Here is a 25,019-nt window from a genome sequence, read left to right as displayed (position 1 = left end):
GATCGTGAGTGGATACTGTAAAATAGCAGAATTAGTTCTGTACACATCGTACAATCTCAAGCTTTAAAAGAATCAAAGTAAATAAAATAAGAGCATTTGGTGGATGCCTTGGCACTAGAAGGCGATGAAGGACGTAATACGCTGCGATAAGCTTCGGGGAGCTGCGAATAAGCTTTGATCCGAAGATTTCCGAATGGGGAAACCCACCTGCTTAGCAGGTATCGTATAGTGAATACATAGCTATGCGAAGCAAACCCAGTGAACTGAAATATCTCAGTAGCTGGAGGAAAGGACATCAACCGAGACTCCGTTAGTAGTGACGAGCGAACGCGGACTAGGCCAGTGGCTTCAGAATAAAAACTAGAACAACATGGAAAGGTTGGCCATAGAGGGTGATAGCCCCTTATAGGTAAAAAGTTTTGGAGTCCTTGAGTAAGGCGGGACACGTGAAATCCTGTTTGAACATAGGGGGACCACCCTCTAAGCCTAAGTACTCTCTAGTGACCGATAGTGAACAAGTACCGTGAGGGAAAGGTGAAAAGAACCCCGATAAGGGGAGTGAAATAGACCTGAAACCGAATGCTTACAAGCAGTCGGAGCAGACATTGAGTTTTAAAGCTCGTTTATATGTTCTGTGACGGCGTACCTTTTGTATAATGGGTCAGCGACTTAGTTTATCTAGCAAGCTTAAGCCGTTAGGTGTAGGCGTAGCGAAAGCGAGTCTGAATAGGGCGACTTTAGTTAGATGAATTAGACCCGAAACCGAGTGATCTAGCCATGGCCAGGTTGAAGGTGGAGTAATATCCGCTGAAGGACCGAACCCACTACTGTTGAAAAAGTAGGGGATGAGTTGTGGCTAGGGGTGAAAGGCCAATCAAACTCGGATATAGCTGGTTCTCCGCGAAATCTATTTAGGTAGAGCGTTATAGCGATTACCGTCGAAGGTAGAGCACTGGATGAGCTAGGGGGTCCTACAGACTTACCAAACTCAACCAAACTCCGAATGTCGACGAGTACAGCATAGCAGACAGACTGTGGGTGCTAAGGTCCATAGTCGAGAGGGAAAAAGCCCAGACCGCCATCTAAGGTCCCTAAATCATGACTAAGTGTTAAAGGATGTGAGAAAACCAAAACAACTAGGATGTTGGCTTAGAAGCAGCCATCATTTAAAGAAAGCGTAATAGCTCACTAGTCTAAATAAGTTTTCTTGCGCCAACAATGTAACGGGGCTCAAGTCATGTACCGAAGATGCGGATTTGCACTTTAATAGTGCAAATGGTAGCGGAGCGTTCCGTAGGCCTGTGAAGGTGAACTGTGAAGTTTGCTGGAGGTATCGGAAGTGAGAATGCTGACATAAGTAGCGATAAAGAATGTGAGAAACATTCTCGCCGAAAGTCCAAGGGTTTCTGCGTAAAGTTAATCTGCGCAGGCTTAGTCGGCCCCTAAGGTGAGGCTGAAAGGCGTAATCGATGGGAATCAGGTTAATATTCCTGAACCTGAGGGATGTGACGGAGATAGTAAATTGTATACGCTTATTGGATTGCGTGTGCAGTGAATATTTTCCAGGAAATAACACCCTCATTAAAGACCGTACCCTAAACCGACACAGGTGGACAGGTAGAGTATACCTAGGCGCTTGAGAGAACGATGCTGAAGGAACTAGGCAAATTGCATCTGTAACTTCGGGAGAAGGATGACCTGTAAATGGGCAACCATTTATAGGTGGCACAAACTAGGGGGTAGCGACTGTTTATTAAAAACACAGGGCTCTGCAAAGTCAATAGACGAAGTATAGGGTCTGACGCCTGCCCAGTGCTGGAAGATTAAGAGGAGGGGTGCAAGCTCTGAATTGAAGTCCCAGTGAACGGCGGCCGTAACTATGACGGTCCTAAGGTAGCGAAATTCCTTGTCGGGTAAGTTCCGACCCGCACGAATGGCGTAACGATTTTCCCGCTGTCTCCAGTATCGACTCAGCGAAATTGAATTCTCCGTGAAGATGCGGAGTTCCCGCGGTTAGACGGAAAGACCCCGTGAACCTTTACTATAGCTTTGCACTGGTATTAGGAATTAGATGTGCAGGATAGGTGGGAGACTATGAAGTGGTGGCACAAGCCACTGTGGAGTCATCCTTGAGATACCACCCTTTTGATTCTTGATATCTAACCGCGATCCTTGAATCAGGATCCGAGACAATGCATGGTGGGTAGTTTGACTGGGGCGGTCGCCTCCCAAAGAGTAACGGAGGCGCGCGATGGTTAGCTCAGGTTGGTCGGAAATCAACTATTAGAGTGCAATGGCATAAGCTAGCCTGACTGCGAGTCTGACAAGACGAGCAGAGACGAAAGTCGGTCATAGTGATCCGGTGGTCCCGAGTGGAAGGGCCATCGCTCAACGAATAAAAGGTACTCCGGGGATAACAGGCTGATGATTTCCAAGCGTCCATAGCGACGAAATCGTTTGGCACCTCGATGTCGGCTCATCACATCCTGGGGCTGGAGAAGGTCCCAAGGGTTCGGCTGTTCGCCGATTAAAGTGGTACGTGAGCTGGGTTTAGAACGTCGTGAGACAGTTTGGTCCCTATCTGCCGTGGGTGTAGGAAGTTTGAGAGGATCTGCCTTTAGTACGAGAGGACCGAGGTGGACGTACCTCTGGTGGACCAGTTGTCGCGCCAGCGGCATAGCTGGGTAGCTAAGTACGGAAGGGATAACCGCTGAATGCATCTAAGCGGGAAACCCACCTCAAAACTAGACTTCCCTATCAGAGCCGTGGAAGACCACCACGTTGATAGGCCAGGTGTGGAAGCACGGTAACGTGTGTAGCTAACTGGTACTAATAGCTCGATTGTTTTACTTTGCTGAGGTTGTACTTGTGTACAGCATTAATTCTGCAAGAAACATAAAAAGGTTTTCAGTTTTATCAACAACTCAAATTTTAGACCTATTTTGAAATTAGAGTTCTATGAATAAATGTCTAAAAAAGTCTATTATACAAAAAAATTTGTATTGCTAGCTTGGTGGTTATAGCACGAGTGAAACACCCGATCCCATACCGAACTCGAACGTGAAACCTCGTAGTGCTGATGGTACTATGCCCTGAGGCATGGGAGAGTAAGTTGCTGCCAAGCTTGCAATGCAAATTTTTTATGAAGACCATATACACTCAAATGATTCTACGAATTGGATTTGAAAATGAGGGGTAAACTAAAGTAATACGTGAGTTCCTGATGTTTTTAAAAAACAATTCTTAAAAGCATAAGAGTATACAAATTGTCATTAGACATTTGTTTTGTGTTCCAATTCTCCAAATCATTTAACTACCCTTGCAAGCAAGTCTTTTAAAAAGTAAGTTTTAAAAAATCAACTAAATTATCTACTAACAATAATCCATATTATTTGATAAAATTAGAACAAAAAGAAGGAGGTAATATGAACAATATTAACACTAAGTTTTACATACTACTAGTAATACTACTTGGTATATTCACTTATTCATTAAATCTTTTTAATAAAATATCTCAGTGTTCTTTAGTATTTGTGTTTTTAGCTGTAACTGCAAATATCATATCTGAACTATATGGTAGGAAAAAAGCTTGGATTGCTGTAACGTTGTGTATAATAGTAAGCTTTTGTTTGTTATGGGACTTCAATTATTATATTCATGGTCGTGTTATTAATGGAATTATACTTGTATCTTTTGTATCTATATTGTTATCAACATATTGTAGTACAAGTGTATTTGTACTACTCAAGTCAACATGTTCTTTGAATACAAGAAATTTTGCTGGTTTAATGATGGGTGCGGTTGTAGATGGCATTGTGATGTCAGGATTTTTTGTAAATATATTCTCTACAAGTAGAGTTTTGTCGATGTTTTTAAAAGAAGTATTATTTAAATGTGCATATTCATTAACAGTTTATATATGTATATTTTTAGGATCATTTTTAGTCCAAAAAATATATTGCAATAATAGGAGTACCCGCGAACTGAAGAATTTTTGAGTAAGAAATATAGCTGAGTATACTGCTATGATTTCAAGAGTTGGTAGACGATGTAATCAAAATCATGATAGTAGCGGGAATTACCGAGGGACTAGGTTGGTGAGTACCGCTAGATAATGATGACGCAATTCTTGATTTCTATTCTAGAGTATATATACTCAAATGATATTAAAGGGTGTTGGCAAAGTAGTAATAAAGTAAAATTATCGTCATATTTTGAGAATATATTATATAATTTTACTTTTTTACTTATTTTGTTGGCAATTTAACTAAAGAATTACTTAAAAATTTGCTTTATATAGCATTTATATGACTTTGCTAACATCCTATATACCTAACCCAATGATCTCTTAGCTAAAAGCGATGTCATTTCCACTTTTGCAGGAATGACATCGATAGTAGTTAAGATTATATTTATACCAACTATTGGTACGGTTCTTAAATTGCCCTGATCAAATCTAACGGAATTAACTATATCATAACTTATTTAAACAGGAATAATGTGTATAAATTTATAGACTTGTTTTGCGGTATTGGTGGATTTAGGATTGCTTTAGAAGGAAAAGGAATGGAGTGTGTTTTTTCTTCAGATATAGATAAGGATATTCAAGAAACTTATGTAAAAAATTTCGGAGAAAGACCTTATGGCGATTTAAATGAAATCTCAGAAAAAAAAATACCAAAACACGATATTCTATGTGCAGGTTTTCCTTGTCAACCCTTTAGTATTTCTGATAAGCAATTGGGATTAGAAGGCAGTAACGGAAGATTATTTTATGAAATAATTAGAATCGCCCAATATCATAAACCATATGTTTTATTGCTTGAGAACGTCAAAAATATAATTAATATTGATAATGGATCGGTAATTAAAACAATAGATATAAAATTGGATGAAATTGGTTATAAAGTTTATAGGCATATTCTAAATTCTTCTTTTTTTGGTATACCTCAATCAAGAGAAAGGGTTTATTTTGTTTGTTTACGTAAAGATTACGATAATGATCTAAAATTTAAATATTTACCGCCAAAAGAAACTTTTGCAAAAGTTTATTTGGATGATATTTTAGAAGAAAAAGTTGATGATAGTTTATATATTAAAAGAGATGACATAGTAATAGATGGCAATAAAGAAATTGAAAGAAATTTAAGACCTCTAAGAATTGGTTATGTTAATAAAGGCGGTCAAGGAGAAAGAATCTATAGCCCCTTGGGATATGCAATAACTCTTTCCGCTTTTGGTGGAAGAGTAGGTGCAAGAACAGGTTTATATTTAATTAATAATAGAATTAGACGATTATCAATTAATGAATGTAAAAACTTAATGGGATTTCCAAAAAATCACCATGTTATAGAAGGGATAAAAGGTTATCAACAGCTTGGTAATGCTGTTATACCAAAGATGATTAGTAATATTTATGATTCAATTGGAATATCATAATTATGAATAGAAATGCTTATATAGGAAAAAATGTTGAGGTTCTGTTTAAAAATAGCATAGGAGATCATCAGAAAATCATACAAAAAATTCAAGAAAACTTTAAAATACAAGGAAACTTCATAACTGCGATTTGTAGCGGAGTACATAATGAAAAAGTAGATGTAAAAATGGAATTTTCTTGTGGGAGAAATATTGATGCCAATATAAAGGCTTTTAAGACTGGTTTAAATCAACTAACAAGAACCACACCTGAAAAGTTCTGCGAAAAATTTAATTTGGATTGCTTAACGTGGTTGCAAAATCTACTTGTTGAAAAAGCCAAAAGAGGAGCTACAAAATATGATTTTTTTCCAAAAAGTGAAAAAGAGAAAGCAGTATTAATATTTAAACCTATTTTAAAAGATATAGTGGAATGGTCTATATCTTATAAGAAAGCTCGAGAAATACTAGTACTATACGATAGAAAAGAAAGAGTCATGCATATTTATTCAATGAAAAATATTTTAAAACATTTAAAATATGACATACCTTTTACACTTAAAGGTGGTAATTTGCTTATGGGGAATTTGATAACTTTTAAAAGAAAAGGTGGGAATGGTAAATTATGTTCGCATAAAATAAAAACCGACCCAACTCACCCAAGTAATAACATTCAATTGCAATTGAGAATGTATGAATTTATAAAAGAAATGAAAAATTATGAGTTAGGTAATTACGTTATCTAAATTAAATCCCTTAAAGTGAAAATTACTTAGAAAAAATAAAATATTTATTAGAATGATCGCGGTAGGAATCACCGGTAGTTATGCTTCAGGGAAAACTTTTGTCTTAAATTATTTAGCTAATCTAGGATTTATAACTTTTTCTGCTGACGAATATGTTAAGAACCTATACGAAGAGTCAGAAATACAAAATATGGTTCTTAACTTACTACCTGATCTAAAAAGCTTTGATAAAAGAAAAATTGCAGAGCTAATCTATGCTAATGATTCAGCAAGAAACAAACTGCAAAATTTTATTCATCCATTTGTAGTGGAAAGTTTGTTTCTTTTTAAACAGCAAAATAGTAAATCAGAGATTACATTTGCTGAGATACCATTACTTTTTGAAGCTGGATTTGATCAATATTTTGATTTTTATGTTACAACATTCTGCTCAGAAGAATCTAGATTAAAACGTGCAATGTCTAGAGAGGCTTTTAATTTAACATCTTATAATAAAATAGCACAAATTCAATTGCCACAACAGATTAAAATAGAAAAAGCAGATTTTGTTATTAATACTGATGTTAATCTAGTAGATTTAGATAAACAAATAACTCAACTAATAGAAAAATTAAAATGCAGCAATTAAGAGAAGTAATTTTAGATACTGAAACAACTGGTTTAGACCCTAAAGATGGTCACCGAATTGTTGAGATTGGTGCTATTGAGATGGTTAATAAAGTTTTAACCGGCAAACATTTTCATTTTTATATTAATCCAAAGCGAGATATGCCGACGGAAGCTTATCGAATACATGGCATATCGGGAGAATTTTTAAAAGACAAACCACCTTTTGAAGAAATTGTTGACGAGTTCTTAGGGTTTATTAGCAATAGCAGGCTTATTATACATAATGCAGCATTCGATATTAAGTTTATTAATTATGAGTTATCTCTGCTCAAAAGACCTTCTACAGAGTATTTAGAACTTTCCAATATTATCGATACTCTTGCTTTAGCTCGGAAGATGTTTCCTGGAATGAAAGCTAATCTTGACGCATTATGTAAAAGATATAAAATTGACAATTCCTCACGTAAGTTGCATGGGGCACTTAAAGATGCGGCATTACTGGCAGAAGTTTATGTTGAACTTACTGGAGGTAGGCAGATAAGTTTCAATATTAATAGCCAAAAGGCACAAAATATAGACGAGTTATTGGTTCAAACTACTATGGCAAATAAAAAGAATACTATAGTTATCAAACCAACTAAGGAAGAGTTACAAAAACATAAAGAGTTTTTGTCAAAAATTCTTTCTCCAATTTGGTTGTAGAACCAGTGTGTGAAAGTGAGAATGACATATATACTCTTCTGCTTTGAAGAATTGGTTTCGCAAAACTGCGTGGTATTCGCGTACTCACGTCTCATCTTCTAGACAAAAAAGTGCTTAAAACACCTAAAGAATAAGGTTTATAAGGATTTTGCTATAAGATTTGTAGTCATGTAAATGATATTTTTTATTTGACAATGCTGGAATTTAGAGATATAATCTCTTTCATGTATATTACAACTGTTCCAAATAGAAATTCTCGTCCTGCAATATTGCTTCGTACCTCTTATCGCGAAGACGGGAAAGTATTAAATAAAACCCTAGCTAACTTAACTAACTGGGATGATTTACGCATTGAGGCTTTTAAGAAGATGCTTAAAGGTGAATTTGATGGTTTAGATGGTGTTCCTGAGGTTGGTGAAAGTTTTGGGACTATTTTTCTACTAAAAAGAATTGCTGATGAAATTGGTATTACTAAGGCTCTTGGTACTAGAAGCAAAGAAGCTTTATTGAGTCTATTTTTGGTTTTAGCACGCTTTGCTCACCAAGGGTCTAGACTTTCCAGCGTGAAATGGGCGAAATCGCATGCGATATCTGATGTATTATCTGTCGATTCATTTGATGAAAACCATTTATATCAGGCTCTAGAATGGTTAGAAGAGAACCAAGAAAAGATCGAATTAAAATTATTTAAAACTTATCAAAAGAAAAATAACAAGCCGCCTGTTATGCTTTTATATGACGTCACTTCCAGCTATTTCGAAGGAACAGAGAATGAACTTGCGGAATATGGGTACAATCGGGATAAAAAGAAGGGTAAAAAGCAAATAGTGATTGGTCTATTAACTGATGATCATGGCGAACCTTTGGCTGTTAGAGTTTTTAAGGGTAATAGTGCTGATCCTTCTACCATTTATGAGCAGATTGAGCTAGTAAAATCTAATTTTGGTATTAAGAATATCGTCTTTGTTGGTGATAAAGGAATGATTAAGAGGACAGGCAAAGAAGCCCTGAGCAAAGAAGGATGGGACTATATTACAACCTTAAGTAAAGTTGAGATTGAAAGCTTAAAGAAAAGCGGAGTTTTGCAATATAGTTTTTTTGAAGAACAGCTATGCGAAGTAACCAATAATGGCAAAAGATATATTTTAAGGAAGAATGGTTCTATAGCCCGAAAAGTTGAGTTTGATAGGAATAACCGAGTTGAAAAATTGGTTGCAAAGATTGAAGAGCGTAATATATATGTATCAACCCATAAGAAAGCAAAGCTAGAACTTGGTTTAAATAATATTCAAAAAATTACCAAAGAATGGCGGATAGATAAATTTATCAACCTAAAATTAGATGGCAACCAAATAGTGGTTGAAATTGATCAAGATAAGAAAAAAGAGTTGTTTGCTCTTGATGGTTGTTATGCGATTGAAACACAGATTGAAATTAAACTGATGAGTAAAGAATTGGTTGATAAAGCTTACCATAATTTACATGAAGTAGAATTGAATTTTAGCAGTATGAAGACAGGATTACTCGAGGTAAGACCGATCTTTTTAAGGAAAAGCAACAGAACGAAGGGACATGTATTTGTTTGTATGTTGGCATTAAAAATATGGCACTATATGAAAAATAAGTTGAAACAAGGTTGTGGCGTAACCAAGGATGGTAAATATAATGTGACCATTGAGGAAGCATTAAGAGAGCTGGATAAAGTATGTTTTTTATATTACACAATCAAGGGTTGCAAAGTTGCAAGATTACCAAAATTAAGCGAGTTTCAACAAAATTTATTCAATTTATTTGATTTAACGATGCCCCAAATGACAAAATCTGCAAAATGATAAAATAATGGTATGGACCTCCTGATATACAGAATGAAAAGCAGTTGCTAAATTCATGGTGTAGATAAAAATGGTAAGACGGTATTAAAGAAAAAATTAATGAGAGATCAAGTTTTAACATTTATGGCTAATTTACCAAAATGTTTGGTAGGGATGGAAGCTTGCGGCGGAGCTAGTTACTGGGCAAGAGAAATAACTAAATTGGGGCATACAGTAAAACTAATGGCAGCACAATTTGTCAAACCGTATGTTAAAACTAATAAAAATGATCAAGCTGATGCAGAAGCTATATGTGAAGCGGTAACAAGACCAAATATGAGGTTTGTACCAATTAGAACTGTAGAACAACAAGATATTTTATCAATTCATCGAGTAAGAGAGAGATTGGTAAAAAATCGTACTGCCCTTGCTAATGAAATTAGGGGTCTACCACATAATTGGTATAGCAATGCCTTTATGGCAAATAGATAATACTAAAATATTGATGTCAAGCTTACCAAATTTCCAATTTGTCCGATCAAGCACTAATAACCATTGTTCAGCATCAATTCCAGCCAACCTAACCAGTAACTTGGCTAAGGATGTGTATGAAATTCACATTTGGCAAAAAATCTCTGTAATTTCTTATAGCGTGATTCTTGCTTGTCTCCTTTTATCGTTAAGGCAAGTTGTGTAAGATTTACATCTCTCACTTGCAGTAATCCTAATATTATTTGTTCTATTAATTTTATACTTGCAAAACTATTAAAAAAGTAGTCTCCTATTAATTGTTATAACGCTGTAATCATTCTCTTGCCTCTTAAGTCTTTAACAACCTAACTAATAGAGCTTTGTCTACGCGTTATCTACTATTTTTTATTCTCTCCTTAATCTCTTTGTCCTGTACTGAGCCATTCAATATGTGATTTTAATAATTAAAATCACATATTGAATGATGAAAAAAGTTAAAATGCACCCGCAGAATTGCTTCAAGAGTGCATTTTTCCTTATGACAAAGCCAGTTCTATAGAAGAATTAATAATTCTTCTAACAAACTGTTCTAATAGTTTGTTTATGTTTTTACATAATGCGTAGCATTTTGTTTGGTGCTTATATCGAACTTAGGTTATTATAATATACTCTTCTGCTTTGAAGAATTGGTTTTTGCAAATAATTGCGGGGATTTCGCGTACTTATGTACTTCATGTACTGCTTGCGTTCGCTCACCCTTGGTTAATATTATGGTTCAATTTGTTACCTTATCAGGCTTTTCAGAATATGAAGACACAATAAAGTTGATGGAAGATAAGGTTACAAGTTTAATCAATAAATCTTCACAAGAGATTGTTTATTTAGTTGAATATAAGGATATTTATACCGCAGGTACTAGTTTTAAGGCAAATGAATTGTTAAATCCTAGAGATATACCGGTAATTTATACTGGTAGGGGGGGGAAGTTTACCTACCACGGTAGCGGACAAAGAGTAATATATCCCATTCTTGATTTAGCCTCAGAACGAAGGCAAAAGGATTTAAAACTATATATTAAACTATTAGAAGAATGGATTATAAATAGCCTGTTATATTTTGGGATTAAAGCTTTTACTATAAGTGGTATAGTGGGGATATGGGTAAAAGAAAACGGTGTACCCGCAAAGATTGCATCAATAGGTATTAGAGTTAAAAAATGGGTTACATATCATGGTGTTGCTGTAAATATTTCAACAAATCTTGATATGTTCTCCGGAATTATTGCTTGTGGTTTGAGAGATATGCCTGTGACCTCGTTTAAGAAACTTGGTATTGATATAACGTTAGATCAGTTTGATGAAGTTATTAAGGATAAAGTCTTTGAGGTTTTTTAAAATATTCAGTATACCCCTATGAGTTCAATTTATCATATACTTGATAAGATTCCTGCTATTTATCCTGAGGACATGCAAATAGAATATGAACAATTAGCTCAGCAATTAATCAAATCAGGAAAACTTAGGATAGATACCGATAATAGTTGTAATTTTGCAAGATTTTCTGATCCAAAGTTCAATATTAGTTTGATGATAAGTAAAGAGGAAATAACCGAGCCAAATTTAATTGAACAAACTAATCAGTTATTAAGATCTCTATACAAATCTTCTATATCAGATAAAAAACTGGCATCGATTTATACAGATTTGAAAAAACAAATTCAGAAATTACAACCAGTTGACCAATCCGTTACTGAAAAATTAACAAGGCTTTTTGTTCAGTCAGCCCATCCTATAGTTATTAGGTGGTTATTGCATGATAAGGTTCAGGTATTTATTACTTATTCCCATAATATCGGTGATATGATGGATATAGTTGATTGGCAACGTTCGGGTTCTAATAGTGGTATGCAAAGTACTGACGGTAAGAATGTAGCAGTCTTTGTTTCCTGCGGTGGAAATCCATTTGCTGAAAATGATAAAAATCACCCAACTTATGGTGATGGATGGGCAGCAGCTGCTAGATTGCAAATTATAGCTGGGCAAGAACTTGGGCATTTTGCTGATATTAAAAGAGATGCAAGTGGCAGTCAAATTAGTCGTCATTCAGCAAATTTTTCTGGAACAAAAGCAACCCCCCATGTAAGACAGGCTAGAATAGATGATATTATTAATTGTGATAAACTATTAGCCAAGCTTCTCTCTATAGGGATGAGGCAAATGATTACTTATGAAGAAAAGGTAAAATTTTATAATAAAAACAAGGTGCGGGGTATAAGGGCTTATTGGGCAAGATTACTTGGCTTTATATATAAACAGAAATTTTTATTTTTCGTTAATAGAAGAAAATTGTTTTTTATTAAGAGATTCATAAAAGAGCAATATATGGGGCTGATGATTAGAGCTATGATTGAAGATATGAAGTTTAATTTAGCACCAGTCGCAGATGTTTATAAAAATAGTGACCCTGAGATCGAAGAAACAATTGCCTGTATAGAAGCTCTAGCAAGAGTACCCCAACAGGTGATGAAATGGGGATATTTAACGACTATGGCAACAATGCAAGGATTATATAAAGTATATTATTCCGAAGTTATACCTTCCTTAATTTCTAACTATGTATTAATGACTAAGCAAAGCTATAAACGTGATATGTCAAAGCCAAGATATCTAACTAATTTCTTTCGTAAAATAAACATATTTAGTAAAAAAAAATTAATATTTAAACAAATCAGAGAAGTATAATTAGCTTTAAAAAGGTTTAAAATGCATTCGCAAAACCGCTGTAAGAATGCATTTTTCCTTTCCATGATATTTTCAAAAAACAATTCGTAGGAGCAGAAGAGTATAATCAAGTTTTTTTAAATAGCCCTTCTATAGCCTATAATGTAGAACTTCTTATCTTAAAACTTTTTCTATGATAAGGCGAAAGACCGTGAAGGCTTATAGCATTTAGATGTTCTTTAGTACCATAACCGGAGTTTTTGTGCCACATATATTCCGGAAATTCTTTGGCATATTCAAGCATTAAGCGATCTCTAGTAACTTTCGCAATAATAGATGCTGCTCCAATAGAAATTGATAAATTATCGCCATTTATTATACTAATAAATCTTGGATCGTGAAATTTCATATTACCATCTATTAATACCGTATCCGGTTTAACAGCAAGATTTGCTACTGATATAGTACAAGCTTTTTTAGTTGCTTCAAGGATATTAATTATATCTATCTCATCATGATGCACTATACCAACAGACCAAATATAATTTTGGGTTATTTGTTTATATAACAACTCCCTCATTGTTTTAGTAAGTTTTTTAGAATCTTTGATACCATGTATGATTTTTGTTTGATCAATGATAACAGATGCAGCTACTACAGGACCAACTAGCGGTCCTCTGCCGGCTTCATCTACTCCAGCTACTAATCCTGAATATTTTTGTTCTAATTTAAACATCATGCCTCCCATAAAAATGACACTCTATGTACTTCCGCCTTATATATAGCTCTTCATCATCGCTATCATCTATTGTTACTGTAGTAACAGACATTATGAACTCAAAATAAAAAAATCAGGTTACTTAAAATGCTTAAATTGACACCCATGAGTTACGGCTACGGCGGGGATCTACCGTCCCTTATCTTTATTAGAATGCTTTGTGTTAGAAGGGGTGGTATTAGGTTTAATAGTACTACTACCATCTCCCATAGATATATCGTTTTTATTGAGAGTCTTTCTCAGACGGTGATATATTTGAGATCCGGCTGTACCCTCAAGTTTGCTTAATATCTTTTCTAATGCAGTCTTACTAGTTTGCAATCCATCACTTCTATTTGCTTTATCAATAGCTTGGATTGTCCCAGCACCATTTTCAATAAAAGCCTCTTTCTGTTCCTCAGGTGATTTAACAAATGATTTAATATAATGCCTCAGTTTTGCACCTAAATCTGTAATGGTTCTGACATGCATTGGATCAGCTGGTGAAAATTCCAATGCCGAATACATTTTTTCTGTACCAGCTCCTATAGTTGCAATTGTATCAATTTGTTCAGTTTTCTGTAAGGATTTATGTGGAAACTCTTCTATCAATGTATCCATTTGTTTAGCTTGTTGACCGAATTTATCTAAATTAGGTTGTCCTTTAACATATTCGGCAGAATATCCTTTAGCAAGTTCACCATGAGCATTAAGGGTGGTGCTAATATTGCCTTTAAATTCACCAAATTTTTGGCTAGTAGCTTCAACAGTTTGTGAAAGTACATTTGTTGTGTCATCATCCAACGACACCTGTATTTTTACTTCTTTCTCTATTCCCATGCTTTCCATAGCTTCAGCAAGTTCAGGAGTATATTTCGAATCAAAGCTAAAGTTGAATAGACTTTTGAATCTATCTATATCCTGTACAAAGCCTTCCTTTGGTTCACCAACAATATTAGCTATATCTGATTTAAACTTCTCTAACTTGGGCATAAAAATATCTTTAATTAATGTTAGCAATCACTAAAAACTCTTGCAGTTACCCTGCCATCTTTTTTTATTATTTGTTTTAATTGTACATTCGTGCTGATTACAAAATATCATTATTACTTCAAACTCTCTTAGAAATTCTTTAGTAATAGTAATTTTGTTACCTTTACATTGGTTTCTACTCGACATGTTAATATATATATCGACATTTTCACATATTTTATTTGGAACAATTGGCTTATAGTTTATCAAAATTGTGTATCCATCGGAAGTAAAAATATTTTTTTCTATAGGGAATATTTTAGCATCCTGTTGACCAAACCAGTTGGCCCAATATATACGCTTAAACTCTGGTATCTCATTCACATAAATGTCAAGTTCACCATTGTTATTTTTTATACCAATAGCATTTAAATTTATATCAAATATGAAATTAGGTTTAGGAGAATTTAGCATTAAGATTACAGATATAATCATTATAATCAGACCTAAGAAATGCCACTTTGTTCTCCATAAACAAGTCCAAAAAAATCCAAATAAGAAAGTAATTAAACTAATTTTGGTTATATAACCAAAATACCATACTGATAATGGTAAGGTATTAGTAAATTTCACTGCTGCAATAATTATATCAATGAAAAAACCTATTAATTTTAAACAATATTGATCTATACCAAATATCATTAAGAATAATGAGATAATAGATAACGGCATCAGAAAGAAAGACATTATAGGTACAGCAATAAGGTTCATGGGAATAGAATAAGTAGGAAATGTATAAAATTGGTTTATTACTACAGGAGCAGTTACTATGCTTGCAAGGAAGCTTGAATAAATATTAGAGGCAATATAAAATTTTATGGAAGAAAATATCCCCTTGCTTTTACCTAAAATCCATTGATTTCTTATATAAAATTCGTAACCAGCAGTTAGCGATAATACTGCCACAAAAGATAATTGGAAGCTTGGATGAAATATATATTCGGGATTTACCGATAATATTATGAAAGCTGCAATCGCGAGCGATCTTAGGGGATAGGGCTTCCGTCCTATCATAACTGCATAAATAAAAATTGCCGTCATAATGAATGCCCTTGTGGCAGCAATTTGCATGCCACTTAGCTCCAAATAACCATAACTGCCTATTAAAGAACAAATTGCTGCAATTGACTTTATGTTGTAATTATACTAATTCCCTAATTTAATTTAGCAAATAATTCATACAACAAATCGATTTAATTAGTGAGGCATTTAAATTTTTAAGGCAGGAACATACTACTATTTCTAGTTGTTCGATTGTGTCATATACTTTATTCTTTATAGTATTAGACTTTAAATATTGCCACAATTTCTCTGTCGGATTCAATTCAGGAGAATATGGGGGTAAATAAAGAATTTCTATATTTGTTGCAATAATTAGCTCTTTAGCTTTGTGCCATCCAGCACAATCCATAACAATAATCGCTTTTTGTTCTCCTATCTGTTTAGACATCTCTGCCAAAAATATATTTAAACAAACGGTATTGACATTTGGCATCATTAAAGTAAAATCATCACCTGTGATTGGGTTAACCGCACTATAAACATAGAAATTTTGAAAGCCCATTTTGGCTTTAACTTGAGTTCTGCTACCTTTACGAAACCAACCATAACCTAATTTAGAATGAGTCCCAAAACGTGATTCATCAAAGAAATACAAGTAACTGCTAGGGTTATTTGTTATTGTTTCTTGAAGTTTTTTTTAAACCCTTCATGAGTTTCTTTATTCTGTTTGTAATGCACTGGTCTTGGGGTAATGTATGCAAATTTAAGTTTCTGTAATACTCTATGTACAGCCGATTTACTAGCATCAATCTCCAAATTTTCTTTAAGTTTTATGATGATATTTTTTATTGTCATGTTACAATCGTCTTGTAACCATTTATTTATTGCTTCACAACAATTTTTTGTTAATTTACTTTTTCGTCCTCTACCTTGTTTATATTCAAGGCTTTTATCATTACCTTGAGCAAAGCTTTTTACCCAGTTCCTAAGCGTATTGGTTGTTATATTAAATACCTTACATACTATACCAACACCATTTTCTTTAGCAGCAATTATAGCCATAAGTCTAATAGCAACTCTATTATCTCGGTTCATGCTTGCAAGCTGCTCAATAGCACGTTGGTATAACTCTTCTGTTATTAATCTTTGATGACATCCCATTATATTCCTTTCCTTAATTTATTCATAAACTTGGAATATTATAACATAATCTCATCTTTTTTCTACTATTTATACTAATTTAAATTAGGGAATTGGTATTATAAGCAATATAATTTGATAGATTTAATAAGAATCTTGCTGATATGAAAAACAGCATAGCTACCAATGACAAATGTAAACCGGAGACGCAAAGTATGTGAGATATACCGCTTTGCCTCATTTCTTTCATTAATTTTCTATCGATGGCTTTTGTTTCTCCTAGTAATATTGCTGCGGCGAAATTACCTTTAATAGAACCAAGTATTTGGATTAGGCGGTTGTAAATATTTTTTTTAATTTTATAGATAAAACTATTAGTGTAGAGATTACTATGTGCTATAATTTGGGGGGGTGATAGTGCATAGCCAGTGGCGTTGATATCTGCCAAATATGCATAAAAGCCAAAGTCATAGCCACCTGGTAGAATACTACTTTGAGGCTTATAAAGCTGAGCCACTAGGTTAATGCTATCGTTAATATTAATTTCTTGAGCATATTTTGCTGGCATGCTTATCCTAACTTTCTCTAAAACCTGATTAGACCTATTAAGTTTTTGAATTTTGACCTGATGTAAGATAATTTGCATACCATGAGTGGTCGGTTTCATCGATTCTATAGTGCCACCTATTTGTGAAATTATCGGCTTTTTAATACCAACAACATGTAAATTTGATATACGATATTTGCCCACTAACATACCGCATGAAAAAGCAATAATTATGCCCGAAATAAATCGCCCAAATATGTTATTTCTTAAGATTATTAGTGATAAAGAAATTGTGAAAATAGCCAGAATAGATATAAAGGAAGGTTCGTTACTTAAAGTAAAATAAATAACGATACCATAAATGAAACTAACGAAATACCAAAGGCTGAGATTGTGATATTCCTGTTCTAAAATGCTTTTGGCAAGCTTAAAAATTAATTTATAATCTCTTAGGGTCATTCATCTAACAGTAGGTTTTTATTTAAAATAAGCTACTATTAGATGTAATTCAAGAAATCTATTTACCCCAATTTGGGATAAGAATTGACAAATTCTTATCCCAAATTCGCGTTATTCCCTCATTTCACCCTGAATATATAAATCATAAGCTATCTGATAAAAACTAATAGCTTCTTCTACTAAGTTAGGAATATTCTCAGTCTCTATTTTATCTTTACCAACTAATTTATAAGTTTTTGGCTGTCCCTGTGGGCTTAAGATAACTAAGTGATTATCTTTCATAAAACCAAGCAATTGGTAAGTGCTGATAAATGCTCTTTTTGCCGGTATGTTTAACATATCTTGACCGAAAAACTTACTATTATAGGAAAAGTTTAATAATCCCAAAATAGTAGGAGCAATGTCAATTTGACTTGCTAAACTATCAATTATCTGTGGTTTTAATATATTAGGAGCGTATATTAATAGAGGTATGTGATATTTATTAATCGGTAAATCAGTTTTGCCAGCACTTGATGCACAATGATCAGCAGTGATAACAAAGATAGTATTATTAAACCAAGGGCGAGTTTTTGCTAATTCAAGAAACTTACCAATAGCATAGTCCGTATATTTAACAGCTGCATTACGTCCACTACCAGACGCTAGATCAATTCTACCTTCGGTGAAAGTATAAGGACGATGGTTAGAGGTAGTCATAATTAATGAGAAAAAAGTTTTGCCTTCCTTATAATTTTGATCAGCTAACTCTAGTGATTTTATTAATATATCCTCGTCAGCTACTCCCCAAATATTAGAGAAACTTATTTCATTTGATTTTAGATTACCTCGATCAACTATATTATAACCATTACCATGAAAATAATTTTGCAAATTATCAATGTAACTATAGCCACCGTTTATGAAGTTAATAACATAACCTGCATTCTTAAAAATAGTAGCTATATTAAATAGCGATTGGTTATCAGGTCTACGGATAATGGAAGAACCAGGAGTTGGTGGTACTGATAAAGTAATAGCTTCCAAACCTCTTACTGTTCTAGTTCCTACTGCATATAGATTGGTAAAAAATATGCTTTCATCAGCTAATCTATCTAAATTTGGAGTAATATTTTGTTGATTGCCAAATTTACCCATGAATTCACTACTAAGACTCTCCACAGTAATAAAAATAATATTATATTTTTTATTATTAGAAGAATTAGCTTTGATATAACGTGCTATAGTAGAATCATCTAAGTATAGTTCTTTGTTTTTTGATAAACTAGTGCGAACAGTATCTAAAGCTTGTTTTTTATCAACTACTGGATAAAATTTATTATAATCTAAGCTATTATTAAAATAGGCAGAGAAAAACTCATATGGACCGTTTTTAGCAAGTTCGATAGCATATTTATTAGAATTAAAAGCAATTTTATTAGGGTTATAGAAATAAAAAGCAACTAGGCTAAACAAAAATAGCATTATCACACAAAAAATATGTTTCTTGCCATTTAGAGTACTTGCTTGATTAATTATATATTTTCTCAAGAAAAAAACAATTAATAGTGTAATAATTATAATGCCTAGTAATATTTCTATATAGGGCAAAGACTCTTTTACAGTACCAATGATTTCATGAGTGTAAATTAGATAATCTACAGCAATAAAATTAAATCTAACACCGAACTCATCCCAAAAAGTAATCTCTGCGATGGCAATAAATATTAGTAGTGCAATAGTACAAAAATAAGCGATAAAAGAGCAGCTTACATACAAAAATTTATACCGAGCCAATAACTTGTAGAAGCCAATGATAACAAGCGAAATTACTGGTAAAAAATAACAAAGAGATATTAGATCATTAAATGTACCAATAACAAAAATTGACACTAGATCAGATATGGTTATTTGTTGTTGCCATAAAGCATATGAGCTTAATAGAATACGAGTAATAAACTGAAATATTAGGTAAATTCTAACAATAGGAAGATGAAACAGTATTTTTATCATATATATCTAAATTAACGTCATTGCGAGGAGGTCGTAAGGTCACAACTGTTGAAAGTTAAAAAATCGTCTATTAGCGAAGTGTTGTTATAAGGCTTAAGCCGTCTATTAGCGAGCGAACGTATGTGAGCGTGGCAATCCATGAAGCTTGTCAATTGCTTCGTCGACCTACGGTCTTCTCGCTAATAGACGGGTTATTTCTTTCCTTTAAAGGGACGATTTTAACTTATCTCCCTAGCTATTAGTCTTCCTATTACCATAAATGTCAAGAAAACTTATGGGTAATAGTAAGCTGCTTACGCAGGGATTGACACCCTAGGCTATTAAACCGATGTCTTAGAGCTTGTCCGCAAACTAAGTATAGAAGTAATCCTACGAAGAAGTAATCGACTCATAGCCAAAAAAATTATATTTTCACTAGAATCAGTAAGAAAATCATACTCCTTGGAGAGCCTTCTATTTCTATTTATCCAAGCAAAGGTTCTCTCAACAACCCATCGCCTTGGCTGTACTTTAAACCCAACTTCCCTTGTTGGCAATAGTTCTAGTGGTGTATTTTTTGGTATCCAAAATCTGCACACTGGTCGTTTAACAATTTCTAAATCTATGTTATACTTTTCCTTAATGAGACCCTTTAAATCTTTAGACTGATACCCCATATCAGCCCACATTTGTTTAATAGTAGTGTACTCTTTTTGTATGTTACTGAGTAGCACTGTAGCTCCGTATCGATCATTCTCATTCGCAGAACCGACATAACAACCTAACACAAAGCCTTGTGTATCGGTAATAATATGCCTCTTTCTGCCCTTAATTTTCTTAGCTCCATCATAACCTTTAGCTCCACTTTTTCTGTTGTCTTGACAGACTGACTATCTATTATGCAAGCACTAGGATACTCATTTCTACCTAATTTTCTTCTAACATCCTTGATAAGTTCATGGTTCATACGTTCAAATACACCTTGCTTCTTCCATCTTCTAAATTGTTCATATACTGTCTTCCAAATTGGAAAGTCATGCGGCATATATCTCCACTGACACCCAGTACGTAATACATAAAAAATTGCATTCAAAATCTCTCTTTTGCTATGTTTTAAAGGTCTACCTCCCTTTACATACGATACTTGAAACAACCCCTCTATCCTTAACCATTCTTCATCTGTTAAATCTGTTGGATAATTTTTTCTGCTCATTCTTCTATACTTCTTACTAATAATACTTTGTTCACTTCATCATACCTTAATTTTAGTTTGAGGACAAGCTCTTACAATGATTTTAGTAATTCTACTACCACAAATAACTATTGCTAAGGATTTTGGCATATATGGAACAATTTTTGAGGTTAAAGAAGAAGGATTTTTAGCAATGATCGAAAGAAAACTAAAATTAGTTGATATAGAACAGGAGAAAAGCAAGATGTTAGAAATCGCTAAAACTCGAATAGAGCAGCCGGTAGCAGTTAGCAATATCAAACGTACTCAAAAAGCACAAGATTTTACTTATGATCCAAGCTACATAATAAAAGAGGATATTATTTTGCCAGATGGCAAGCTACTTCACAAGATAGGTACAAAAGTTAATCCACTAGATTATATAAACTTGGACAAGAAGTTGATATTTATTGATAGCAGAGATAAAGAGCAGGTTGAGTGGTTTAAGCAACAAAAAAGCAGCTCAGTAATAAAGGCAGAAGACAAATTGATATTAGTAGCTGGTAGACCACTTGATTTACAGAAAGAACTTGATAGAGAAGTATATTTTGATCAAGCAGGAGTTTTAACAACAAAATTTAAAATTAAGCAAGTACCAGCAATAATTCAGCAGGAAGGAAAAGTTTTAAGAATAAAAGAAGTAGAAATTGATTAGTGGTCGTAAAAAAACAGTTATAATGCACAATGGACTATTTTAGGTAAAATTTGAGTCATAACTAATAAAATGCTATTATAAGTAAATTAATAAAATTAGAGGTGAATTATGCAAAAATGGCAGTTACAAGAAGCAAAGGAACATTTTGAAGAATTAGTTGATAGTGCATTGCATGGTGAAATGCAAAAGATAGTAAAGTCATCTAGAGACGTAGTATATATAGTTTCTGCTGAAAAATACAAAGCAAGAGTTCCAAAGAAAAGTTTTAAAGAAATGCTTTTATCAATACCTAAAACTGTTGATGACGAAGAAGATTTATTTGAAAGAGCTCAAGGCAAAGCTAGAGATGTTGAATTATGAGATATATGCTTGATACCAATATACTTTCAGAATTAAACAGAAAGATACCAAATCCTAAAGTGCTTGCATGGATTGATAAAATTCCTACGAAGTTATTATATATTAGCTGCATTAGTGTTGGGGAGATAAAAAAGGGGATACTAAAGAAAGCTAAAACTGATAAATCAACAGCGTTAAATTTAGAGAATTGGCTAGAAGAAATACTAATAACCTATTCCAATAAAATATTAAATGTTGATTTAGCTGTCTGTCAAAAATGGGCTGAGTTATTAGTAATAGATGGAACAAATGATATAGATAGCCAATTGGCTGCCCAAGCAATAGTTCATGATATGGTTTTAGTTACTCGTAATACCAAGCATTTTACTAAATTTGCAGTAAAATTACTAAATCCTTTTGAGGAATGTGAATAATGTAAGAGGTAAAAACATTGACAAATAAAATTAAGCAAGTACTAGCAATAATTCAGCAGGAAGGAAAAGTTTTAAGAATAAAAGAAGTAGAAATTGATTAGTGGTCGTAAAAAAACAGTTATAATATACAAATAAACAACATTAGAGGTAATTTATGCAAAAATGGCAATTACAAGAGGCAAAGGAACATTTTGAAGAAATTATTGAACTTGCTGAAAACGGGCAACCTCAATTAGTAAATGATAAGAAGAGACATAAAGCAGTCTATATTATCTCAGTGGAAGATTATATGGGTGATAAAATAAATCCCCCTATGTCATTTAAAGAATTTTTATTATCCATACCAAAAGTTGATAATGATGATGAAGAGGATTTATTTGAAAGAAAACCAAGTAAAGCTAGGGAAGATATTGATATATGAGATATTTACTTGATACTAATATATTGTCAGAGTTTCGTAAGAAAAGTCCAAATAGCCAAGTAATATCTTGGTTATATCAAGTACCTATAGAATCATTATATATAAGTTACTTAACAATTGGTGAGATTCAAAAAGGGATTGCTAAAAAGAGACAAACAGATTTAATAGCCTCATTAAGTTTAGAAAGGTGGCAAGATATTTTAATTAAAAAATATACCGCTAGAACCATTGGTATAGATAATAATGTATGTAAATGTTGGGGTGAATTACTTGCTATTGATTCTACAAATCAGGTGGATAGCCTAATTGCTGCCCAAGCAATAGTTCATGATATGGTTTTAGTTACTCGTAATACCAAACATTTTACTAAATTTGCAGTAAAATTACTAAATCCTTTTGAGAAATGTGAATAATGTAAGAGGTAAAAACGTTGACAAATATCAATAACACGGTCTTGAGCAAAAAGTTTGGCGACCCAGCTCAAGGCACAAAGACACGGTTAAGTATCCTACTGTTAGTGGCTATTTTTATGCCATTTTCAGTATCTGCAAGTATTACATGTAAGGGACATTTTGTCAATCCAATTACTGATATTTGTTGGAGTTGCATATTGCCAATAAGCATAGGCAACTTAATTAATATTGGTAGTGGTGTAAGAGCTTGTCCTCAAACTAAAATTAAGGTATGATGAAGTGAACAAAGTATTATTAGTAAGAAGTATAGAAGAATGAGCAGAAAAAATTATCCAACAGATTTAACAGATGAAGAATGGTTAAGGATAGAGGGGTTGTTTCAAGTATCGTATGTAAAGGGAGGTAGACCTTTAAAACATAGCAAAAGAGAGATTTTGAATGCAATTTTTTATGTATTACGTACTGGGTGTCAGTGGAGATATATGCCGCATGACTTTCCAATTAATAGGAGACTACTTATTTTAATAGTTTTGCAAGTATAAAATTAATAGAACAAATAATATTAGGATTACTGCAAGTGAGAGATGTAAATCTTACACAACTTGCCTTAACGATAAAAGGAGACAAGCAAGAATCACGCTATAAGAAATTACAGAGATTTTTTGCCAAATGTGAATTATCATACACATCCTTAGCCAAGTTACTGGTTAGGTTGGCTGGAATTGATGCTGAACAATGGTTATTAGTGCTTGATCGGACAAATTGGAAATTTGGTAAGCTTGACATCAATATTTTAGTATTATCTATTTGCCATAAAGGCATTGCTATACCAATTATGTGGGATATGTTGCCAAAAGCAGGAACTTCTAATAACGTTGAACGTCAGCAATTAATGGAAAGGTTTATTACTGTATTTGGCATAGAGAAGATGTCAGCATTGCTTGGGGATCGGGAGTTGATTGGTGATTTATGGCTAAAGTTTTTAGCTGATAAAATGATACCATTTTATATTAGAATCACAGCCAATCTTACCATTGGTAGAACAGAAGATGAATTAGCTACTGCTAATCATTTAATTAAGAGGTTACAGAATGGTGAATATATGTTGTTTAAAGGAAAAAGATATTTGGGAAGTATCTGTAGCGGCATTGCGTAATGATCAAGGGAGAATTAGTAATCATAGCTACCAATGATAACCCTAATATAGCACTAAATATATATAAAAAAAGATGGGAAATAGAAAATCTTTTTGCTTGCCTTAAAACACGAGGATTTAACTTTGAAAACACCCATATAATACATTTAGATAGAATTAGTAAATTGCTTGGTTTACTTGCTATAGCATTTACTTTTGCTTATGTTGTGGGTCAATGGCAAAATTCTATCAGACCCATAAAGCTTAAAAAACACGGTAGAAAGTCTATCTCCTTATTCAGGTATGGCTTAGATTACTTGCAGAGAATATTTTTGAATATTGAAGAAATGATGGAAGTTATAACAAAATTTATTAAGCCCATAACACCATCTTTACTTCGATTATCACCTTGTTAATCTCTTTGTCCTGTACTGAGGCCAAATACAGTAATAAACCTTTCCATTAATTGCTGACGTTCAACGTTATTAGAAGTTCCTGCTTTTGGCAACATATCCCACATAATTGGTATAGCAATGCCTTTATGGCAAATAGATAATACTAAAATATTGATGTCAAGCTTACCAAATTTCCAATTTGTCCGATCAAGCACTAATAACCATTGTTCAGCATCAATTCCAGCCAACCTAACCAGTAACTTGGCTAAGGATGTGTAGATAATTCACATTTGGCAAAAAATCTCTGTAATTTCTTATAGCGTGATTCTTGCTTGTCTCCTTTTATCGTTAAGGCAAGTTGTGTAAGATTTACATCTCTCACTTGCAGTAATCCTAATATTATTTGTTCTATTAATTTTATACTTGCAAAACTATTAAAAAAGTAGTCTCCTATTAATTGTGATAACGCTGTAATCATTCTCTTGCCTCTTAAGTCTTTAACAACCTAACTAATAGAGCTTTGTCTACGCGTTATCTACTATTTTTTATTCTCTCCTTAATCTCTTTGTCCTGTACTGAGGTACATATTATCAATACCCTAATAAGTTTGT

At 33.4% G+C, this 25,019-nt stretch carries 26 protein-coding genes, 2 rRNA genes and 2 pseudogenes; 20 read left to right on the top strand and 10 right to left on the bottom strand.

The features are described 5' to 3' along the window. Positions 1-75 precede the first annotated feature (75 nt). From ACFEL1_RS05965 to ACFEL1_RS05915, 11 genes and pseudogenes are all read left to right on the top strand, one after another. A 23S ribosomal RNA gene (locus ACFEL1_RS05965) occupies positions 76-2,854 on the top strand. Positions 2,855-3,009: 155 nt separating this feature from the next. Further along, a 5S ribosomal RNA gene (gene rrf, locus ACFEL1_RS05960) occupies positions 3,010-3,124 on the top strand. 301 nt (positions 3,125-3,425) lie between these two features. Next, the gene (locus ACFEL1_RS05955; protein ID WP_375330806.1) at positions 3,426-3,998 is read left to right on the top strand and encodes a VUT family protein; all 573 of its coding nucleotides are present in this window, start codon (positions 3,426-3,428) and stop codon (positions 3,996-3,998) included. Positions 3,999-4,500: 502 nt separating this feature from the next. Further along, positions 4,501-5,439, top strand: coding sequence for a DNA cytosine methyltransferase (locus tag ACFEL1_RS05950; RefSeq protein ID WP_375330805.1), 939 nt, complete (start codon positions 4,501-4,503; stop codon positions 5,437-5,439). A 2-nt stretch (positions 5,440-5,441) separates the two neighbouring features. Next, a complete protein-coding gene (locus ACFEL1_RS05945) occupies positions 5,442-6,164 on the top strand; it encodes a hypothetical protein (protein WP_375330804.1) in 723 nt (240 codons plus the stop codon). 52 nt (positions 6,165-6,216) lie between these two features. Beyond that, positions 6,217-6,792, top strand: coding sequence for a dephospho-CoA kinase (coaE, locus tag ACFEL1_RS05940; RefSeq protein WP_375330803.1), 576 nt, complete (start codon positions 6,217-6,219; stop codon positions 6,790-6,792). Continuing rightward, a complete protein-coding gene (gene dnaQ / locus ACFEL1_RS05935; protein ID WP_375330802.1) occupies positions 6,780-7,475 on the top strand; it encodes a DNA polymerase III subunit epsilon in 696 nt (231 codons plus the stop codon). Before coaE ends, dnaQ begins: the two co-directional genes overlap by 13 nt. Before the next feature lie 224 nt (positions 7,476-7,699). After that, entirely contained in the window at positions 7,700-9,307 is a 1,608-nt protein-coding gene (locus ACFEL1_RS05930) for an IS1634 family transposase (RefSeq protein WP_375330801.1), read from the top strand. Between the two features lie 51 nt (positions 9,308-9,358). After that, positions 9,359-9,736 (top strand): annotated as a pseudogene (locus tag ACFEL1_RS05925) (IS110 family transposase); the annotation flags it as partial. 791 nt (positions 9,737-10,527) lie between these two features. Continuing rightward, entirely contained in the window at positions 10,528-11,151 is a 624-nt protein-coding gene (gene lipB / locus ACFEL1_RS05920; RefSeq protein ID WP_341761903.1) for a lipoyl(octanoyl) transferase LipB, read from the top strand. An 18-nt stretch (positions 11,152-11,169) separates the two neighbouring features. After that, on the top strand, positions 11,170-12,498 hold the full coding sequence (locus ACFEL1_RS05915; RefSeq protein WP_375330800.1) for a DUF2748 family protein: 1,329 nt from the start codon (positions 11,170-11,172) through the stop codon (positions 12,496-12,498). Positions 12,499-12,634: 136 nt separating this feature from the next. Here ACFEL1_RS05915 and ACFEL1_RS05910 read toward each other — a convergent pair whose 3' ends face one another. From ACFEL1_RS05910 to ACFEL1_RS05875, 8 genes are all read right to left on the bottom strand, one after another. Continuing rightward, positions 12,635-13,225, bottom strand: coding sequence for a ribonuclease HII (locus tag ACFEL1_RS05910; RefSeq protein ID WP_341762847.1), 591 nt, complete (start codon positions 13,223-13,225; stop codon positions 12,635-12,637). A gap of 159 nt (positions 13,226-13,384) precedes the next feature. Next, positions 13,385-14,227 (bottom strand): hypothetical protein, encoded by an 843-nt coding sequence (locus ACFEL1_RS05905; protein WP_375330799.1) that lies wholly within the window; start codon positions 14,225-14,227, stop codon positions 13,385-13,387. 30 nt (positions 14,228-14,257) lie between these two features. Beyond that, positions 14,258-15,352: a ComEC/Rec2 family competence protein gene (locus ACFEL1_RS05900; protein WP_375330798.1), complete on the bottom strand. Its 1,095-nt coding sequence runs from the start codon at positions 15,350-15,352 to the stop codon at positions 14,258-14,260. Between the two features lie 73 nt (positions 15,353-15,425). Then, positions 15,426-15,923 (bottom strand): IS630 family transposase, encoded by a 498-nt coding sequence (locus ACFEL1_RS05895; RefSeq protein ID WP_375330791.1) that lies wholly within the window; start codon positions 15,921-15,923, stop codon positions 15,426-15,428. A gap of 20 nt (positions 15,924-15,943) precedes the next feature. Then, on the bottom strand, positions 15,944-16,429 hold the full coding sequence (locus tag ACFEL1_RS05890) for a helix-turn-helix domain-containing protein (RefSeq protein ID WP_375330797.1): 486 nt from the start codon (positions 16,427-16,429) through the stop codon (positions 15,944-15,946). A 79-nt stretch (positions 16,430-16,508) separates the two neighbouring features. After that, positions 16,509-17,414 (bottom strand): ComEC/Rec2 family competence protein, encoded by a 906-nt coding sequence (locus ACFEL1_RS05885; RefSeq protein WP_375330796.1) that lies wholly within the window; start codon positions 17,412-17,414, stop codon positions 16,509-16,511. 111 nt (positions 17,415-17,525) lie between these two features. Continuing rightward, positions 17,526-19,406 (bottom strand): LTA synthase family protein, encoded by a 1,881-nt coding sequence (locus tag ACFEL1_RS05880; protein WP_342278964.1) that lies wholly within the window; start codon positions 19,404-19,406, stop codon positions 17,526-17,528. 320 nt (positions 19,407-19,726) lie between these two features. After that, positions 19,727-20,598 (bottom strand): IS5 family transposase gene (locus ACFEL1_RS05875; protein WP_375330795.1). Its coding sequence is split into 2 segments (ribosomal slippage): positions 19,727-20,226 and positions 20,226-20,598, totalling 873 coding nucleotides; the frame shifts between segments, so codons are not numbered across the junction. A 76-nt stretch (positions 20,599-20,674) separates the two neighbouring features. Here ACFEL1_RS05875 and traW point away from each other — a divergent pair. The 9 genes and pseudogenes from traW to ACFEL1_RS05830 all read left to right on the top strand — a co-directional run bounded on the left by traW (position 20,675) and on the right by ACFEL1_RS05830 (position 24,429). Beyond that, positions 20,675-21,271, top strand: a complete 597-nt coding sequence (traW, locus tag ACFEL1_RS05870) for a type-F conjugative transfer system protein TraW (protein WP_342278966.1) — start codon at positions 20,675-20,677, stop codon at positions 21,269-21,271. A 108-nt stretch (positions 21,272-21,379) separates the two neighbouring features. Further along, entirely contained in the window at positions 21,380-21,631 is a 252-nt protein-coding gene (locus ACFEL1_RS05865) for a type II toxin-antitoxin system prevent-host-death family antitoxin (RefSeq protein WP_341761896.1), read from the top strand. A gap of 5 nt (positions 21,632-21,636) precedes the next feature. Further along, positions 21,637-22,044 carry a type II toxin-antitoxin system VapC family toxin gene (locus tag ACFEL1_RS05860; RefSeq protein ID WP_341761895.1) on the top strand — a complete coding sequence of 136 codons (408 nt, stop codon included), beginning with the start codon at positions 21,637-21,639 and terminating at the stop codon, positions 22,042-22,044. 154 nt (positions 22,045-22,198) lie between these two features. After that, positions 22,199-22,465: a type II toxin-antitoxin system prevent-host-death family antitoxin gene (locus ACFEL1_RS05855; RefSeq protein ID WP_342278968.1), complete on the top strand. Its 267-nt coding sequence runs from the start codon at positions 22,199-22,201 to the stop codon at positions 22,463-22,465. Then, positions 22,462-22,878: a type II toxin-antitoxin system VapC family toxin gene (locus ACFEL1_RS05850; protein WP_342278969.1), complete on the top strand. Its 417-nt coding sequence runs from the start codon at positions 22,462-22,464 to the stop codon at positions 22,876-22,878. The genes ACFEL1_RS05855 and ACFEL1_RS05850 overlap by 4 nt, the downstream gene beginning before the upstream one ends. A 116-nt stretch (positions 22,879-22,994) precedes the next feature. After that, positions 22,995-23,153 carry a TraU family protein gene (locus ACFEL1_RS05845; RefSeq protein WP_375330794.1) on the top strand — a complete coding sequence of 53 codons (159 nt, stop codon included), beginning with the start codon at positions 22,995-22,997 and terminating at the stop codon, positions 23,151-23,153. Between the two features lie 39 nt (positions 23,154-23,192). Continuing rightward, positions 23,193-23,381 (top strand): annotated as a pseudogene (locus tag ACFEL1_RS05840) (transposase); the annotation flags it as partial. Positions 23,382-23,455: 74 nt separating this feature from the next. Then, positions 23,456-24,034 carry a hypothetical protein gene (locus ACFEL1_RS05835; RefSeq protein ID WP_375330793.1) on the top strand — a complete coding sequence of 193 codons (579 nt, stop codon included), beginning with the start codon at positions 23,456-23,458 and terminating at the stop codon, positions 24,032-24,034. After that, a complete protein-coding gene (locus ACFEL1_RS05830) occupies positions 24,034-24,429 on the top strand; it encodes a transposase (protein ID WP_342278972.1) in 396 nt (131 codons plus the stop codon). Before ACFEL1_RS05835 ends, ACFEL1_RS05830 begins: the two co-directional genes overlap by 1 nt. On the opposite strand, the gene ACFEL1_RS05825 is transcribed toward ACFEL1_RS05830, so the two are convergent. Together ACFEL1_RS05825 and ACFEL1_RS05820 are read right to left on the bottom strand one after the other, a co-directional pair. Further along, complete coding sequence (locus ACFEL1_RS05825) at positions 24,426-24,656, bottom strand: hypothetical protein (RefSeq protein WP_375330792.1); 231 nt, start codon at positions 24,654-24,656, stop codon at positions 24,426-24,428. The genes ACFEL1_RS05830 and ACFEL1_RS05825 overlap by 4 nt on opposite strands. A 17-nt stretch (positions 24,657-24,673) precedes the next feature. Continuing rightward, complete coding sequence (locus tag ACFEL1_RS05820) at positions 24,674-24,886, bottom strand: hypothetical protein (protein ID WP_342279063.1); 213 nt, start codon at positions 24,884-24,886, stop codon at positions 24,674-24,676. Positions 24,887-25,019 lie beyond the last annotated feature (133 nt).

The organism is Candidatus Tisiphia endosymbiont of Oplodontha viridula (assembly GCF_964264865.1).
Taxonomy (GTDB): domain Bacteria; phylum Pseudomonadota; class Alphaproteobacteria; order Rickettsiales; family Rickettsiaceae; genus Tisiphia.
The sequence above is the reverse complement of the archived record's forward strand: the minus strand, read 5'-3'. Positions and strand labels throughout refer to the sequence as shown.